Source organism: Piscinibacter sp., assembly GCF_050175855.1.
In the GTDB taxonomy this organism is placed as follows: Bacteria; Pseudomonadota; Gammaproteobacteria; order Burkholderiales; family Burkholderiaceae_C; genus Piscinibacter.
This window is the reverse complement of the sequence record NZ_JBFXIO010000083.1, coordinates 1-14,200: the sequence shown is the minus strand read 5'-3', so window position 1 is coordinate 14,200 and position 14,200 is coordinate 1. Positions and strand designations below refer to the sequence as shown.

The 14,200-nt window shown below is 70.0% G+C and carries 13 protein-coding genes; 5 read left to right on the top strand and 8 right to left on the bottom strand.

The genetic code is table 11. The annotated features are described in order from the left end of the window. The coding region (locus tag AB7U92_RS08755) for a DUF4386 domain-containing protein (RefSeq protein WP_428575801.1) at positions 1 to 715 on the top strand (715 nt) is incomplete at its 5' end. Positions 716 to 1,395: 680 nt separating this feature from the next. Here the strand turns inward: AB7U92_RS08755 and glmS are convergent. Then, entirely contained in the window at positions 1,396 to 3,264 is a 1,869-nt protein-coding gene (gene glmS, locus AB7U92_RS08750; RefSeq protein ID WP_428575800.1) for a glutamine--fructose-6-phosphate transaminase (isomerizing), read from the bottom strand. 139 nt (positions 3,265 to 3,403) lie between these two features. Between glmS and AB7U92_RS08745 the strand changes: the two genes are divergently transcribed. Next, a complete protein-coding gene (locus AB7U92_RS08745; protein WP_428575799.1) occupies positions 3,404 to 3,901 on the top strand; it encodes an Lrp/AsnC family transcriptional regulator in 498 nt (165 codons plus the stop codon). On the opposite strand, the gene AB7U92_RS08740 is transcribed toward AB7U92_RS08745, so the two are convergent. From AB7U92_RS08740 to AB7U92_RS08715, 6 genes are all read right to left on the bottom strand, one after another. After that, positions 3,891 to 5,072 (bottom strand): class I SAM-dependent rRNA methyltransferase, encoded by a 1,182-nt coding sequence (locus tag AB7U92_RS08740; RefSeq protein ID WP_428575798.1) that lies wholly within the window; start codon positions 5,070 to 5,072, stop codon positions 3,891 to 3,893. The genes AB7U92_RS08745 and AB7U92_RS08740 overlap by 11 nt on opposite strands. Before the next feature lie 7 nt (positions 5,073 to 5,079). Continuing rightward, positions 5,080 to 5,997, bottom strand: a complete 918-nt coding sequence (locus tag AB7U92_RS08735) for a tyrosine recombinase XerC (RefSeq protein WP_428575797.1) — start codon at positions 5,995 to 5,997, stop codon at positions 5,080 to 5,082. Then, positions 5,997 to 6,674, bottom strand: coding sequence for a DUF484 family protein (locus tag AB7U92_RS08730; RefSeq protein WP_428575796.1), 678 nt, complete (start codon positions 6,672 to 6,674; stop codon positions 5,997 to 5,999). Before AB7U92_RS08730 ends, AB7U92_RS08735 begins: the two co-directional genes overlap by 1 nt. Positions 6,675 to 6,759: 85 nt before the next feature. Further along, positions 6,760 to 7,614 (bottom strand): diaminopimelate epimerase, encoded by an 855-nt coding sequence (gene dapF, locus AB7U92_RS08725; protein WP_428575795.1) that lies wholly within the window; start codon positions 7,612 to 7,614, stop codon positions 6,760 to 6,762. A 19-nt stretch (positions 7,615 to 7,633) separates the two neighbouring features. Continuing rightward, positions 7,634 to 8,518: a lipid A biosynthesis acyltransferase gene (locus tag AB7U92_RS08720; protein WP_428575794.1), complete on the bottom strand. Its 885-nt coding sequence runs from the start codon at positions 8,516 to 8,518 to the stop codon at positions 7,634 to 7,636. Beyond that, entirely contained in the window at positions 8,518 to 9,378 is an 861-nt protein-coding gene (locus AB7U92_RS08715; RefSeq protein ID WP_428575793.1) for a lysophospholipid acyltransferase family protein, read from the bottom strand. The genes AB7U92_RS08720 and AB7U92_RS08715 overlap by 1 nt, the downstream gene beginning before the upstream one ends. A gap of 132 nt (positions 9,379 to 9,510) precedes the next feature. Between AB7U92_RS08715 and metK the strand changes: the two genes are divergently transcribed. The 3 genes from metK to AB7U92_RS08700 all read left to right on the top strand — a co-directional run bounded on the left by metK (position 9,511) and on the right by AB7U92_RS08700 (position 13,942). Continuing rightward, complete coding sequence (metK, locus tag AB7U92_RS08710) at positions 9,511 to 10,692, top strand: methionine adenosyltransferase (RefSeq protein WP_428575792.1); 1,182 nt, start codon at positions 9,511 to 9,513, stop codon at positions 10,690 to 10,692. Positions 10,693 to 10,808: 116 nt separating this feature from the next. Further along, positions 10,809 to 13,085, top strand: a complete 2,277-nt coding sequence (locus AB7U92_RS08705; protein ID WP_428575791.1) for an ATP-binding protein — start codon at positions 10,809 to 10,811, stop codon at positions 13,083 to 13,085. A gap of 14 nt (positions 13,086 to 13,099) precedes the next feature. Next, complete coding sequence (locus AB7U92_RS08700; RefSeq protein WP_428575790.1) at positions 13,100 to 13,942, top strand: phosphate/phosphite/phosphonate ABC transporter substrate-binding protein; 843 nt, start codon at positions 13,100 to 13,102, stop codon at positions 13,940 to 13,942. Between the two features lie 9 nt (positions 13,943 to 13,951). On the opposite strand, the gene AB7U92_RS08695 is transcribed toward AB7U92_RS08700, so the two are convergent. Continuing rightward, on the bottom strand, positions 13,952 to 14,200 hold a 249-nt coding region (locus AB7U92_RS08695; RefSeq protein ID WP_428575789.1), incomplete at its 5' end, for a hypothetical protein.

The following is a 14,200-nucleotide window of genomic DNA, read 5'->3' as shown; positions in this document are numbered from 1 at the left end:
ACCGAGGCACTGTGCTGTGACGGCGACCACCACCCTTACCCCCGACCTGCGCGGAAAGGCTACTCTGGCCGGCGTGCTGTATGCGGTCATCATCGTGGCCGGCATCTGGGGTGAAGCTGCCGTGCGTGCACCACTGCTGTACCCAGACGATCCCCAACGCACCGCAACGACGGTTCAGGCCGCTCTGGGACTGGTGCGCGCCAGCCTGGCCACCGATGTGCTGATGTTGATCGCCGACGTGGGCTTGGCGGTGCTGCTGTACCGCCTGCTGCGCGCCCAGGGCCCCACCCTGGCGATGGCGGCCATGGCCTTTCGGCTGATGCAAGCGGCGGTGCTGGCGGCCAACCTGCTGAACCTACAGGTCATGGTCTTGCTGCTCGATGGCGCCCGCAGCGCCACGCTGCTGGGCGACAGCGCGGCTGCCTGGAGCACCTTGCTCCTGCAGGCGCATGCCCATGGCTACGACTTGGGTTTGGTGTTCTTCGGCGTCAACGCCGTGCTTACTGGCGCGCTGCTGTGGCGTGCGGCCTGGGTGCCGCGGGCGCTGGCCTTGTTGGTCATTGCGGCTGGCGTTGTCTACTTGATGGGCAGCTGCGTTCGCTTGTTGGCGCCCGGGCTGTCGGACGCCTTAGCTCCGGCCTACGCATTGCCGCTGCTCGCCGAGTCCGCGTTCTGCGGATGGCTGCTGTGGGCGGGCGCAGGCTCAAAGCGATAGCCTCGTCAACCGCGGTCTCCGCGACAAGCGGCGTGCAAGAAGCCCGACGCCTCGTGCGGACCCGTCGGTCAGGAAGCGAACGATTCCTCGGCGGCATCACTCCGAGCGAGAGCCTTCTTCCGGAGGTCAGCCAAGAGCAACTCACTTCAGTCTGGTGCCGCCGCCCACCCGGTCACCGTAACCATCAGCAGATGGCCGGGTGTGTGAGATCACGAACGGCCGCTTCGTAGAAGAGAAACAAGAAAGGTAATGGCCCGCCGTCGGGCCACTTTGGAGCAAGCCGGCTGGCAGGTTTGGGTCGACAACGGCCCGACGCCCTTTCCGAGCGTCGGTCGGCAAGCTGCGTAAGGCGGTCTTCCGACGCGGAGGGCAACCCTGGAGGGCCTTGGAAACTTGATTGCGGCGAATCAAGTTCAGTCGAGGCGGCCTATAGGACTGCCGCCCAAGGCGCGTGGCTTCACGACTCCATTGGCCCTGTCACGACCAGCTTCGGTCTGAACACCGGCCCCGCCATCCGCGTTCCGGCAGAAGGCATCCCGCGCGCCGTTGACTTCAGCCGCCGCCAAGGCGCGCCCTGCAAATACGACTTTGTTGTTGGGGGGCGCGCCAAAAGTACGAGTTTGTTATTGCTAATGCGAGTTTGTTATCAGCAATCATAGAGCTGAGCGGAGCCCGCCCGATCACTCCACCGTCACACTCTTGGCCAGGTTGCGCGGCTTGTCCACGTCGGTACCCCGCGCGCAGGCCGAGTGATAGGCCAGCAGCTGCAGTGGCACCACGTGCAGGATGGGGCTGAGCACGCCGTAGTGCTCGGGCATGCGGATCACGTGCAGGCCTTCGCCCGATTCGATGCGCGTGTCGCTGTCGGCGAACACGAACAGCTCGCCGCCGCGCGCGCGCACTTCCTGCATGTTGCTCTTGAGCTTGTCGACCAGCGCATCGTTCGGCGCCACGGTCACCACCGGCATGGCGCTGGTGACGAGCGCCAGCGGGCCGTGCTTGAGCTCGCCGGCCGGGTAGGCCTCGGCGTGGATGTAGCTGATCTCCTTGAGCTTGAGCGCGCCTTCGAGCGCGATCGGGTAGTGCAGGCCACGGCCGAGGAACAGCGCGTTCTCCTTGCGCGCGAAGGCCTCGCTCCAGGCCACCACCTGCGGCTCCAGCGCCAGCACGGCCTGCACCGCCGCCGGCAGGTGGCGCAGCGCCTTGAGGTGCTGCGCCTCCTGCTCGTCGCTCAGGTGGCCGCGCGCCTGGGCCAGCGCCAGCGTGAGCAGGAACAGCCCGACCAGCTGCGTCGTGAAGGCCTTGGTCGAGGCCACGCCGATCTCGGCGCCGGCGCGGGTGATGTAGGCAAACTCGCACTCGCGCACCATCGCGCTGGTGGCCACGTTGCACACCGTCAGCGTGTGCTTCATGCCCATCGAGCGCGCATGCTTCAGCGCGGCCAGTGTGTCGGCGGTCTCGCCGCTCTGCGAGATCGTCACCACCAGCGTGCGCGGGTTGGGCACGCTGTCGCGGTACCGGTATTCGCTGGCGATCTCCACGCTGGTGGGAATCTTCGCGATGCTCTCCAGCCAGTACTTCGCCGTGGAGCCGCTGTAGTAGCTGGTGCCGCAGGCGAGGATGAGGACGCTGTCGATCTCCTTGAAGGCCTTGTACGCGCCGTCGCCGAACAGCTCCGGCGTGATGCCCTCCACCGCGTCGAGCGTGTCGGCGATGGCGCGCGGCTGCTCGAAGATCTCCTTCTGCATGTAGTGCCGGTACGGGCCCAGTTCGGCGGCGCCGGTGTGCGCCTGCACGGTGCGCACCTCGCGCGTCACCGGCTTGAAGGCGCCGCTGCCGTCGAGGTGGCTGATCCAGTGCTTGCCGAGCTGCAGGTCGACGACGTCGCCTTCTTCCAGGTAGACGATCTGGTCGGTCACACCGGCCAGGGCCATGGCGTCGCTGGCCAGGAAGGTGTCGCCGGCGCGCTCGCCGGTGCCGATGCCCAGCACCAGCGGCGAGCCCTCGCGCGCGCCGACCACGCGGTGCGGCTCGTCGCGGCAGAACACCGCGATGGCATAGGCGCCGCGCAGCTGCACGATGGCGCGCTGCACGGCCTCGAGCAGGTCGCCTTCGTACAGGCGGTCGACGAGGTGGGCGATGACCTCGGTGTCGGTCTGGCTGGTGAACTCGTAGCCCTTGGCCTTCAGCTCGGCGCGCAGTTCGTCGTGGTTCTCGATGATGCCGTTGTGAACGAGCGCGATGCGGCCGGCGCTCGCCTGCTTGGCCTGGGGCCCGTGCGAGAAGTGCGGGTGTGCGTTGTGCACCGCCGGCGCGCCGTGCGTCGCCCAGCGGGTGTGGGCGATGCCGGTGCCGCCTTCGACGCCGTCGGCCTTCACGTTCGCATCGAGCTCGGCCACCCGCGAGGTGCTGCGCGCCCGGCGCAGCTCGCCGCCCTGGTGCACCGCCACGCCGCAGGAGTCGTAGCCGCGGTATTCCAGGCGGCGCAGGCCCTCGATGAGGACCGGGACGATGTTGCGCGTGGAGACGGCGCCGACGATTCCGCACATGCTGAGCTTCCCTTCGGGTGGAGACGGGGTCGGATGCTAGGCAGACCCCCGAGGTGGTTGATTGCAATCTTCGGCGATCAGTGCAATATTCCGCCACCCCGCAAACCGGGTGAAGAATTACCTCGCAGAGTCATCGTTTGTGACAGATATCACCACGCCCATCGACCTGGATGCGACGGACCTGCGCATCCTCGACCAGCTCCAGCGCGACGCTTCGCTGACCAACCAGGCTCTGGCCGCCGCGGTGCACACCTCGCCGGCCACCTGTCTGCGGCGCGTGAAGAGGCTGATGGACGCCGGCGTCATCGAGCGCCAGGTGGCACTGCTGTCGCCGGCGAAGCTGGGCGCCGGCCTGACCGCGATCGTGGAGGTGACGCTCGACCGCCAGGGCGCCGAGCACCTCGCGGCCTTCGAGGCCCGGGCGGTGGCCGACGAAGCGGTGCGCCAGTGCTACCGCGTCTCACCCGGGCCAGACTTCCTGCTGATCCTGCAGGTGAGCGACATGCCGGGCTACCACGCGCTGGTGCAGCGCCTGTTCACGCAGGATGCCAACGTGCGCAACGTGAAGGCCTTCTTCAGCGTCTCGCGGGCGAAGTTCGAGCCGTCCGTGGCGCTGCCCGCCGCGGCTACGACTTGAGGATCACCAGCCCCTTGAGGTATTCGCCCTCGGGGAAGACCAGCGTCTGCGGGTGGTCCGGCGCGGCGGCCACGCGGGCGTAGATCGCACCGTCGACACCGGCATCCATGCCCGCGCCGGCCACGATCTTGTGGAACAGCTCGGTGCCCACGCCGCCCGAGCACGAGAAGGTGAACAGCGCACCGCCCGGCGCCAGCAGCTTGAGCGCGAGACGGTTGATGTCCTTGTAGGCCCGAGCGGCACGTTCGGCATGCGCGGCGGTGGGCGCGAACTTGGGCGGGTCGAGCACGATGGCGTCGAACACCTCGCCGTTCTTCAGCGCATCGCGCAGGGTCTGGTTCACGTCGGCGTCGCGCGCCTCGTGGCGCGTGGCATCGAAGCCATTCAGAGCCACGTGCGCCGTGGCGCGCGCCAGCGCCGGCGCCGACGAATCCACGCTCACTACGCGCTGCGCACCGCCGGCCAGCGCCGCCACGCTGAAGCCGCCGGTGTAGCAATAGCAGTTGAGCACACGCTCGAAGCCGAAGTGCCTGACGGTGTCGGCAAACAGCTTGCGGTTGTCGCGCTGGTCGAGATAGAAGCCGGTCTTGTGGCCCTCGGCCACGTCGAGCGTGAGCTTCCAGGCGTGCTCGCGGATCGTCACCTCGGTGGCGCCCTCGCCGCGCAGCCAGCCAGCGGCCGGCTCCAGGCCCTCGAGTTTGCGCACGCCGGAATCGCTGCGCTCGTACAGGCGCGTCAGGCCCGTGGCCTTCAGCAGCAGATCGGCGATGCTGCCCTTCCAGCGCTCGGTGCCGGCGGAGAGGAACTGCGCCGAGAGCAGATCGCCGTAGCGGTCGACGATCAGCCCGGGCAGGCCGTCGGCCTCGCCATGGATCAAGCGCACGCCGTCGCTCTCGATCGGCAGCCGCGCGCGCAGCGCCAGCGCGCGGGCGATGCGGCGTTCGAAGAAGTGCTCGTCGATGCGCTCGGCCTCGTCGAAGCTCCAGGCGCGCACGCGGATCATCGAGCTGGGGCTGAATGCCGCCCAGGCGAGGAAGCGGCCGTCTGCGGCCTGCACGCGCACCGTCTCGCCGGCGTCGGCCTTGCCCTTGTCGATCGAACCCTGGAACACCCAGGGGTGGCGGCGCAGCAGCGAGCGCTCCTTGCCCTCGCGCAGCGTGATGACCTTCATGTCGCTCTTACTTCCTCTTGGCGCGGGGGTGCGCAGCGTCGTACACCTTCGACAGGTGCCCGAAATCGAGCCGCGTGTAGACCTGGGTGGTGGTGATGTTGGCGTGGCCGAGCAGCTCCTGTACCGCACGCAGATCACCGCTGGACTGCAGCAGGTGCGAGGCGAAGGAGTGGCGCAGCATGTGCGGGTGCACGTGCGTCGGCAGCCCGGCCTGCAGCGCGCGGCGCTTCAGCCGAGAGCGCAGCTGGCTGGGCGTGAGGCGCGTGCCGCGCTGGCTGACGAACAGCGCCGGCTCGCCCGGCTTCGCGAGTTCGCCGCGCACCTCCAGCCAGGCCCGCAGCGCCTTCAGCGCCGCGCCGCCCACCGGCACGCTGCGCCGCTTGCTGCCCTTGCCGAGCACATGGGCGGTGGCATCGGAAGCATCGATCCAGCCGGCAGCTTCGCTGCTCGCGCCGACATCGAGCCCGATCAGCTCGCCCACGCGCAACCCACAGCCGTACAGCAGCTCGACGATGCAGTGGTCGCGCGCCTGCAGGCGCGGATCGCCGTCGTCGTCGGGGTGATGGTCGGCCAGCGCCATCGCCTGGTCGATCGGCAAGGCCTTGGGCAGCGGCTTGGCTGCCTTGGGCGCACGCACGCCGTCGACCGGGTTGAGCGGCACCAGGCCATCGCGCCCCAGCCAGCGGTACAGGCCGCGCCAGGCCGAGAGCACGATGGCGATGCTGCGTGGCGCGAGGCCCTGTGCATGCAGCTGCGCGGCCCAGCGGCGAATGTGGTGCACCTGCACCTCGCGCAGCACCACCGGCTGCTTCTGCGCGAAGCCGCGCAGCCGTTCGAAGGCTTCGGCGTACATCGCCAGCGTACGCGGTGCAAGGCGCCGCTCCACCTCGAGGTGGACGAGGTGTCGGGCGATATCGTTGTCCATCAGGAAACGGGCAGCAACCGCGACAGCGACGCGCTGGCCAGCTCGCCGATGCGCTGCAGGAACTCGGTGCCCATGTCGGCGGTGTAGCGTGTCGGGTCGGGCGAGGCCAGCACCAGCATGCCGAAGGCCTCGATGCCGGCGCCGTGGCGCAGCGGAATCATCGCCAGCGACATCGCGGAGGCCGGGTCGTCGAGCCACTGCGCCGCCTCGAAGCCGCTGTTCACGCCGCAGTAGGGCAACGTCAGGCTCGCGGCCAGGCTCTTCACATCGGCACTGACAGGCGTGGCGAAGGGCAGCGCGGCGAAGGCCTCGGCCGCGCCCCACAGCCGGATGCCCGACTGCGGGATCATGAACTGGTGCATCAGCTCGCGCGTCAGCGTGGCGGGCAGCTCGGCCGCGCTGGCGGTGAGCATCAGCGCGCGCGTCCAGCGGTGCAGCCGGTCGGCGATGGCCACGTTCTCCTGGCCGTGGCGGATCATCTCGATGAGCTTGCCCTCCAGGCCCTTGATCTTCTCGCGCAGCATTTCCATCTGCCGCTCCTGCAGCGAGACGGCGCGCTGGCCATGCGGGCTGGTGAGCTGGATGCTGGACAGCAGCTCGGCGTGGCGCTCGAAGAAGCCGGGGTTGTTGGCCAGGTAGTTGGCGATGTCCTGCTCGGTGATGCCCTGGATGCTCATGTCTGCCCCTCGTCCGTCGGGTACGCCGGCCGATCCCCCACGGGGATGCTGACCGGCTTGGGAACGGCCCGGCGCTCGGCCAGCCTCATAGTTCGATCTCCCCTTCGAAGACGGTCACCGCCGGCCCCGTCATGAACACATGCGAATCGCCGCCGGCCCACTCGACGGTGAGCAGCCCGCCGCGCGTCTCGACGTCGACCTTCGCGTCGAGCAGCCCGAGCCGGATGCCGGCCACCACCGCCGCGCAGGCGCCGGTGCCGCAGGCCAGCGTCTCGCCGGCGCCGCGCTCGTGCACACGCAGGCGGATGCGGCTGCGCGAGAGCACCTGCACGAAACCAGCGTTGACGTGGCGCGGGAAGCGCGCGTGCGTCTCGATCACCGGGCCCTGCACGGCCACCAGCGCCGCCTCGACGTCGTGCACGAACTGCACGGCGTGCGGGTTGCCCATCGACAGCACGGCCACCTCGGCGTTGTAGTCGCCCAGGTCGAGCGGCCACAGCTCGAAGCCGTTCTGGAGACGAGGCGTCAGGCCGCTCGCATCGAAGGGCACACGGGCCAGCTCGAAGATCGGGGCGTTCATGTCGACGGTGACGCGGCCGTCGGGCTGCGCGTGCAGCTCCAGCAGGGTGTTCATCGTCTCCACGCGCACGCGGGCCTTGTCGGTCAGCCCCTTGTCCTGCACGAAGCGCACGAAGCAGCGCGCGCCGTTGCCGCACTGCTCGACCTCGTCGCCGCTGCCGCCGTTGAAGATGCGGTAGCGGAAGTCCACGCCCGGCGTGGCGCTCTTCTCCACCACCAGGATCTGGTCGGCGCCGACGCCGAAGCGGCGGTCTCCGAGCCTGCGGCACTGCTCGCGCGTCAGCTCGATCGGCTCGCGCGTGGCGTCGAGCACGACGAAGTCGTTGCCCGCGCCCTGCATCTTGGTGAAGTGGAGCTTCATCGGGGCGGATTATCCGCTGTCAGTACAGCGATGCCTCCCCGGCAGGCCGCGTCTTGAAGCGCTTGTGCACCCACAGGTACTGCGCCGGGTTCTCGCGAATGCGCTCCTCGATCCAGCGGTTCATGCGCGCGGTGTCGGCCAGCGCATCGTCGGTGGGGAAGTCGTCCCATGGCGGCTGGAAGCGCACGCGGTAGCCCTGCCCGCCCGGCAGCATCTCGGCGATCACCGGCTGCACCGCCATGTTCAGCAGCTTCGCCATGCGCGAGGGCGCGAGCAGCGTGGCCGCCGGCACGCCGAAGAAGGGCACGAAGGCGGCGTCGCGCTCGCCGAAGTCCATGTCGGGCAGGTTGAAGAAGCCGGTGCCCTGGCGGATCTCGCGGATCAGCGGCTTGGCCGAATCGCTGCGCGGAAAGATCACCGCGTTGCCCAGACGCAGCCGGCCCTGGCGGATCACCGCATCCATCACCGGGTTGGTCTGCTGCTGGTAGATCGAGGCGCCCTTCTTCTTCTGGAACAGCAGCACCGAGGCACCGGCCACGTCCAGCGCCATGAAGTGCGGCACCAGCCACATCACCGGCCGCTCGCTGCGCTCGGCCAGGTCGACCTCGCCCTCGACGTGGATCAGCTTCATCAAGCGCTCGCGCGGCGCCCACCACAGCAGCCCGCGCTCGACGATGCTGCGGCCCAGCCAGCTGAAGTGCTCGCGCGCCAGGGCCTCGCGTTCGGCCACGGTCTTCTCGGGGAAGCAGAGTTCGAGGTTGCGCAGCGCGATGCGCCGGCGCGAACCCGCCAGGCGATAGAGCAGCGCGCCGAGGCCTTGGCCGATGGCGGCCTGCACACCCAGCGGCAGCCAGTGGATCAGCCACAGCACGCCCAGCAGCAGCTTCGTCGCGAGCGCCTGCATCACTCGGCAGCCCCGGCGCGCGGCGTCTTGTAGCGGTGGTAGCCCCACAGGTACTGCTGTGGGCACTGGCGGATCAGGTGTTCCATCGCCCGGTTGATCACCGCGGCCGATTCCGCCTGCGCGGAAGGCTCGGCCGGCAGCGGCTCGGGCATCTTCTGGAAGCGCACCACGTAGCCTCTGCCGCGCGGCAGCCGCTCGCCCCAGATCAGCAGCACCACCGCGCCGGTCTGCTGCGCCAGCCGCGCGGCCAGGGTCATCGTGTAGGCGCTCTCGCCGAAGAATGGCGCCCATTCGCCCTGCCCCTCGGGCGGCACCTGGTCGGGCAGCAGGCCCACCGTCTCGCCGCGGCGCAGCGCGCGGATCATCTGCCGCACCCCGGCCAGAGAGGCCGGCGCCGTGGCCAGGCCCTCGCGCGAGCGCGAGCCTTCCATCACCTCGCGCAGCCAGGGCTGCTTGGCCGGCCGGTACAGCACCGTGATCGGCCCGTACTGCGCCGCGAAGCGCTCGGCATAGGCCTGCGCGCAGATCTCGAAGCAGCCCAGGTGCGGCGTGAGCAGCAGCAGCCCGCGGCCGCCCGCATGGGCTTCATCGACGAGCTCGGCGCCTTCGATGCGTGTGAAGGAGGCCAGCGGCGTGCTCGCCGGACGCAGCCACAGGAAGGGCAGTTCCATCACCATGCGGCCGGCCTCGGCGACGGCGGCGCGCGCCGCCTCGCGGCCGATGCCGGCCTGGCGCACGTGCGCGTCGAAACGCCGGCGGTAGGTGGGCGAGAGCCAGTAGCCCAGCCACCCCACCCCCGTGCCCAGGGTGTGCAGAAAGGCCAGGGATCGGCTCGAAAGCCAGCGAAAGAGTCGGATCATCTTCCTATAATCGCGGGGTCGCCGAGTTATTGAACTACTTGCGGGGCGACTGACAAATCCCGCTAAAGCGTTCGCCGCTCCTCCAGAATCACCAGGTCGGCAACGCAAGTGCAACCTGACTGGAGTTTAAGAGTGTCGAACGACTTCCTTTTCACGTCCGAATCGGTCTCCGAAGGTCACCCCGACAAGGTGGCCGACCAGATCTCGGACGCCATCCTCGATGCGATCTTCAAGCAGGACCCGCGCTCGCGCGTGGCCGCCGAGACGCTGACCAACACCGGCCTCGTGGTGCTGGCCGGCGAGATCACCACCAACGCGCACGTCGACTACATCCAGGTGGCGCGCGACACCATCAAGCGCATCGGCTACGACAACACCGAGTACGGCATCGACTACAAGGGCTGCGCGGTGCTGGTGGCCTACGACAAGCAATCGAATGACATTGCTCAAGGCGTGGACCACGCCAGCGACGACCACCTGAACACCGGCGCCGGCGATCAGGGCCTGATGTTCGGCTACGCGTGCGACGAGACGCCCGAGCTGATGCCCGCGCCGATCTATTACGCGCACCGCCTCGTGGAACGCCAGGCCCAGCTGCGCAAGGACGGCCGCCTGCCCTTCCTGCGCCCCGACGCCAAGAGCCAGGTGACGATGCGCTACGTGGACGGCAAGCCGCACTCGATCGACACCGTGGTGCTGTCCACCCAGCACAGCCCCGACCAGAGCGAGACCGCCACCAAGCTCAAGGCCAGCTTCTACGAGGCGGTGATCGAGGAGATCATCAAGCCCGTGCTGCCCAAGGAGTGGCTGAAGGACACCCGCTACCTCGTCAACCCGACCGGCCGCTTCGTCATCGGCGGCCCGCAGGGCGACTGCGGCCTGACCGGCCGCAAGATCATCGTCGACACCTACGGCGGCGCCTGCCCGCACGGCGGCGGCGCGTTCTCCGGCAAGGACCCGAGCAAGGTCGACCGCTCGGCCGCCTACGCCGCGCGCTACGTGGCCAAGAACGTGGTGGCCGCCGGCCTGGCCCGCCAGTGCCAGGTGCAGGTGGCCTACGCGATCGGCGTGGCCAAGCCGATGAACATCACCGTCTACACCGAAGGCACGGGCAAGATCCCCGACGACCAGATCGGCAAGCTGGTGGCCGAGCATTTCGACCTGCGCCCGAAGGGCATCATCCAGATGCTGGACCTGCTGCGCCCGATCTACGAGAAGACCGCCGCCTACGGCCACTTCGGCCGCGAGGAGCCGGAGTTCACCTGGGAACGTACCGACAAGGCTGCGGCCCTGAAGGCGGCTGCCGGTCTCTGACGTGCAGGCCTGGCAATAGGACGCGAAGGGCGACGCGAGTCGCCCTTTTCGTTTTCGGCAGCGACGTTGATTTCGCCACGCCCCGCGGTCCGCCACGGCCCCACAATCGGCCGCTGATGTCCCCCTGGCCCACCGCCCTCCGCTCCCTGCGCAGCCGCTACCTGGCTGGCAGTCTGGCCGTCTTCGTCGCCATGCTCGGGCTGCTGTTGTGGAACGCGCAGCACCGCATGCACCAGGCGCTGGACGAGCGCTTCGCCGCCGAGCAGCAGGCGCTCGGGCCGCTGCTGGTGGCGGCCTTCGGCCCGCTGATCGCCACGCGCGACTACGCCACGATCACCGAGCTGGCCGAGGCCACCGCCCTGGAGCGGCACCTCGCTCACCTCGAAGTCCTGGACAACCGCGGCCAGCGCATCGCGCTGGGCGGCGATCCCTCGCAGCCCGGGCAGCGTGTGGCCAGCGTGCCGGTGACGCTGGCAGGGCAGTTGCTCGGCGAACTGCGCTTCGGCATCGACACCGAGCCGCTGAGCGCAGCGCGCGGCCACCTGCTGCGCGACAGCCTGCTGATCGGCGTCGCCGTGCTGGTCGGCGGCATGCTGCTGCTGTTCCTGACCACCGGCTGGATGAGCGCGGGCTTTCGCCGGCTCTCACAGGCGAGCCGGCGCGTAGCCGCGGGCGACTACGCCACGAAGTTGCCGGCCAGCCCCGTGCAGGAACTCGATGACGTCTCGCAGGCCTTCAACCACATGGCCGAGGCGGTGCAACAGCAGTTGCAGGCCGTGCGGGACGGCGAACGCTCGTTGCGCGACCTGATCGACACCATGTCCGAAGGATTGGTGGTGGTCGACCGCGACATGCGCCCGATCGACTGCAACGAGGCGATGGCCCGGTTCGCTGGCATGACGCGCAAGCAGCTGCTGGCCGGCGGGCCGGCCTCCGGTCGCAACGAGATGCGCAGGCCTGACGGCCACGTGCTGGCCCCGCAGGAGCGGCCGGCCGCACTCGCGCTGGCCACCGGGCAGCCGCAGCGCGACGTGCTGATTGACCTGCGGCACGCCGACGGGCGGCGCCACTGGGTCACCATCAACGCGACGCCGCTGCGTCGCGCAGGCAACGACGAGATCCATGCGGTGTTCTCCACCGTGACTGACGTGACGACACGCGTCGAGGCGGAACGCCAGCTGCGCGACGTCAACGAGATGCTCGAGCAGCGCGTGCGCGAGCGCACCGCCGAGCTGCAGCAGGCCAAGGAAGCGGCGGAATCGGCCAACCAGGCCAAGAGCGAATTCCTCTCGGGCATGAGCCACGAGCTGCGCACGCCGCTGAACGCCATCCTCGGCTTCGCCCAGCTGCTGTCGATGACGCTGGCCGACGAGGCGCAGCGCCAGCGCGTGCGCCAAATCGAATCGGCCGGCTGGCACTTGTTGGAGCTGATCAACGACGTGCTCGACCTCGCGCGCATCGAGGCCGGCGCGATGAGCACCTCGCCCGAGCCGGTGGAGCTCGGCGAGCTGGTCGGCAGCGCGATGTCGCTGGTGCAGCCGCTGGCGGCCGAGCGCGGCGTGACCCTGGCCGCGCCCGAGGGCACGGCCGCCGCGGCCTGGGCCACGGCCGACCGGCGCCGCTTGCGCCAGGTGCTGGCCAACCTGCTGTCCAACGCAGTCAAGTACAACCACCGCGGCGGCTCGGTGCGGGTGGCGGTGGGCACGGATGCCGTGGGGCAGCGCACGCTGGCCGTGAGCGACACCGGCCGCGGCTTCACGCCGCAGCAACTGGCGCAGCTGTTCCAGCCCTTCCAGCGCTTCGTCGGCGAACACGAGGCGATCGAGGGCACCGGCATCGGCCTGGTGATCACGCGGCGGCTCGTCGAGATGATGGGCGGCACGCTCACGGTGGAGTCGGAAGCGGGCCGGGGCTCGGTGTTCCACATCACGCTGCCGGCCGCAGCGGCGCCGCCCTCGCCGGCACCCGCGATGGCACAGCTGCCCGCCGTGCCCGGCGAAGCGAAGCGCGCGCGCTTGCTCTACGTCGAGGACAACCCCTCCAACGTCGATCTGCTGCGCGAGGTGCTGGCCCTGCGGCCGGGACTGGACCTCACGGTGGCCACCGACGGGCCCGGCGGGCTCGCGCAGGCCCTGCGCGGCGGCTTCGACCTGGCGCTGATCGACATCGACCTGCCGGGCATGGACGGCGTCGAGCTCTGCCGGCGGCTGCGTGCCGAGCCGGCCACGGCCGCGCTGCCCCTGCTGGCGCTCAGCGCCAACGCGATGCCGTCGGAGACGCGGCGCGCGCTGCAGGCTGGCTTCGATGCCTATCTGACCAAGCCGCTCGACGTGGTGCGGCTGCTCGAGGAAATCGACCGCAGGCTCGAGCCCGGCGCGCGCGCCCCCCGATGAAGGAGACCCCGACGATGCCGCAAGACGCCGCCCGCCGCCGCCTGGCGGCCGCCGCACTGGCCGCGCCGCTGCTGTGGGCCGGCCGCGCCGCCCGCGGCCAGGCACCCGCGCCGCTGACGCTGACGCTCTCGCCCTTCCTTTCGCCGGCCTCGCTGCTGGCCGCCTTCCGCCCGCTGCGCGAGCACCTGGAGCGCACGCTGGCGCGGCCGGTGGAAATGCTGAGCACCAAGGATTTCCACAGCCTGTGCGAGCGCGTGAAGGCGCAGAGGCAAGACGTGGCGATGCTGCCTGCCCACCTGGCGCGGTTGGCCATCACCGATTGGGGACACCTGCCGCTGGCGGCCACCATCGATGCGCTCGACGTGGTCGTGCTGGTGCGCCAGGACAGCCCGGCGCGCAGCCCGGCCGACCTGCGCGGCAGCACGGTGGCGATGCTCGATCCGCTGGCGCTCACGGCCACCGTGGGCCGGCTGTGGCTGCGCGAACAGGGTCTGCTCGATGACGTGACCGTGCAGACCGCCCCGTCGATCAACAGTGCGCTGTTCGCGCTCGACCGCGGCGAGGCCCGTGCCGTGATCGCCGGCAGCACCCAGCTGCTCGGCCTGTCGGTGAAGACGCCGCGCAACGACCGCGTGCTGGCCACGCTGCGCGGCATCCCGGGGCCGATCTACGTGGCCCGGCCGGGGATGGCGGCGGCGGAGTTCGACACGCTGCGCGCGGCGATGCTCTCGTTCCAGCGCGATACCGCGCGGCCGGTGACGGCGGCCAACTCCTCGCTGCACGCCGTGGAGCCGGCGCTGCTGGAGCAGCTCGACGCGCTGGCCGCGATCGCGCGGCGCACGCTGTCGGGCGGCTGAGGCCCCGGCTCAGCCCTTCCGCAGCCGGACGGCGGCCAGCGGCCGCAGGGGCAGAGCCTGCAGCAGCGGCGCGCGGAGCAGGAAGTTCTCGCGCCAGGCCGGCGGCAAGGTCGACGCCGCCTGCTGCATCCAGGCCGAACTGCGAAGCGCGATCGTCTCGGCCAGCGCGCGGTCGCCGTCCCACAGCGCCGCGCAGAGCTGCGCGCCGATGCGGGGGAACCACTCGGTGGCTGTCACGCCTTCCTCGACGGTGCGCCA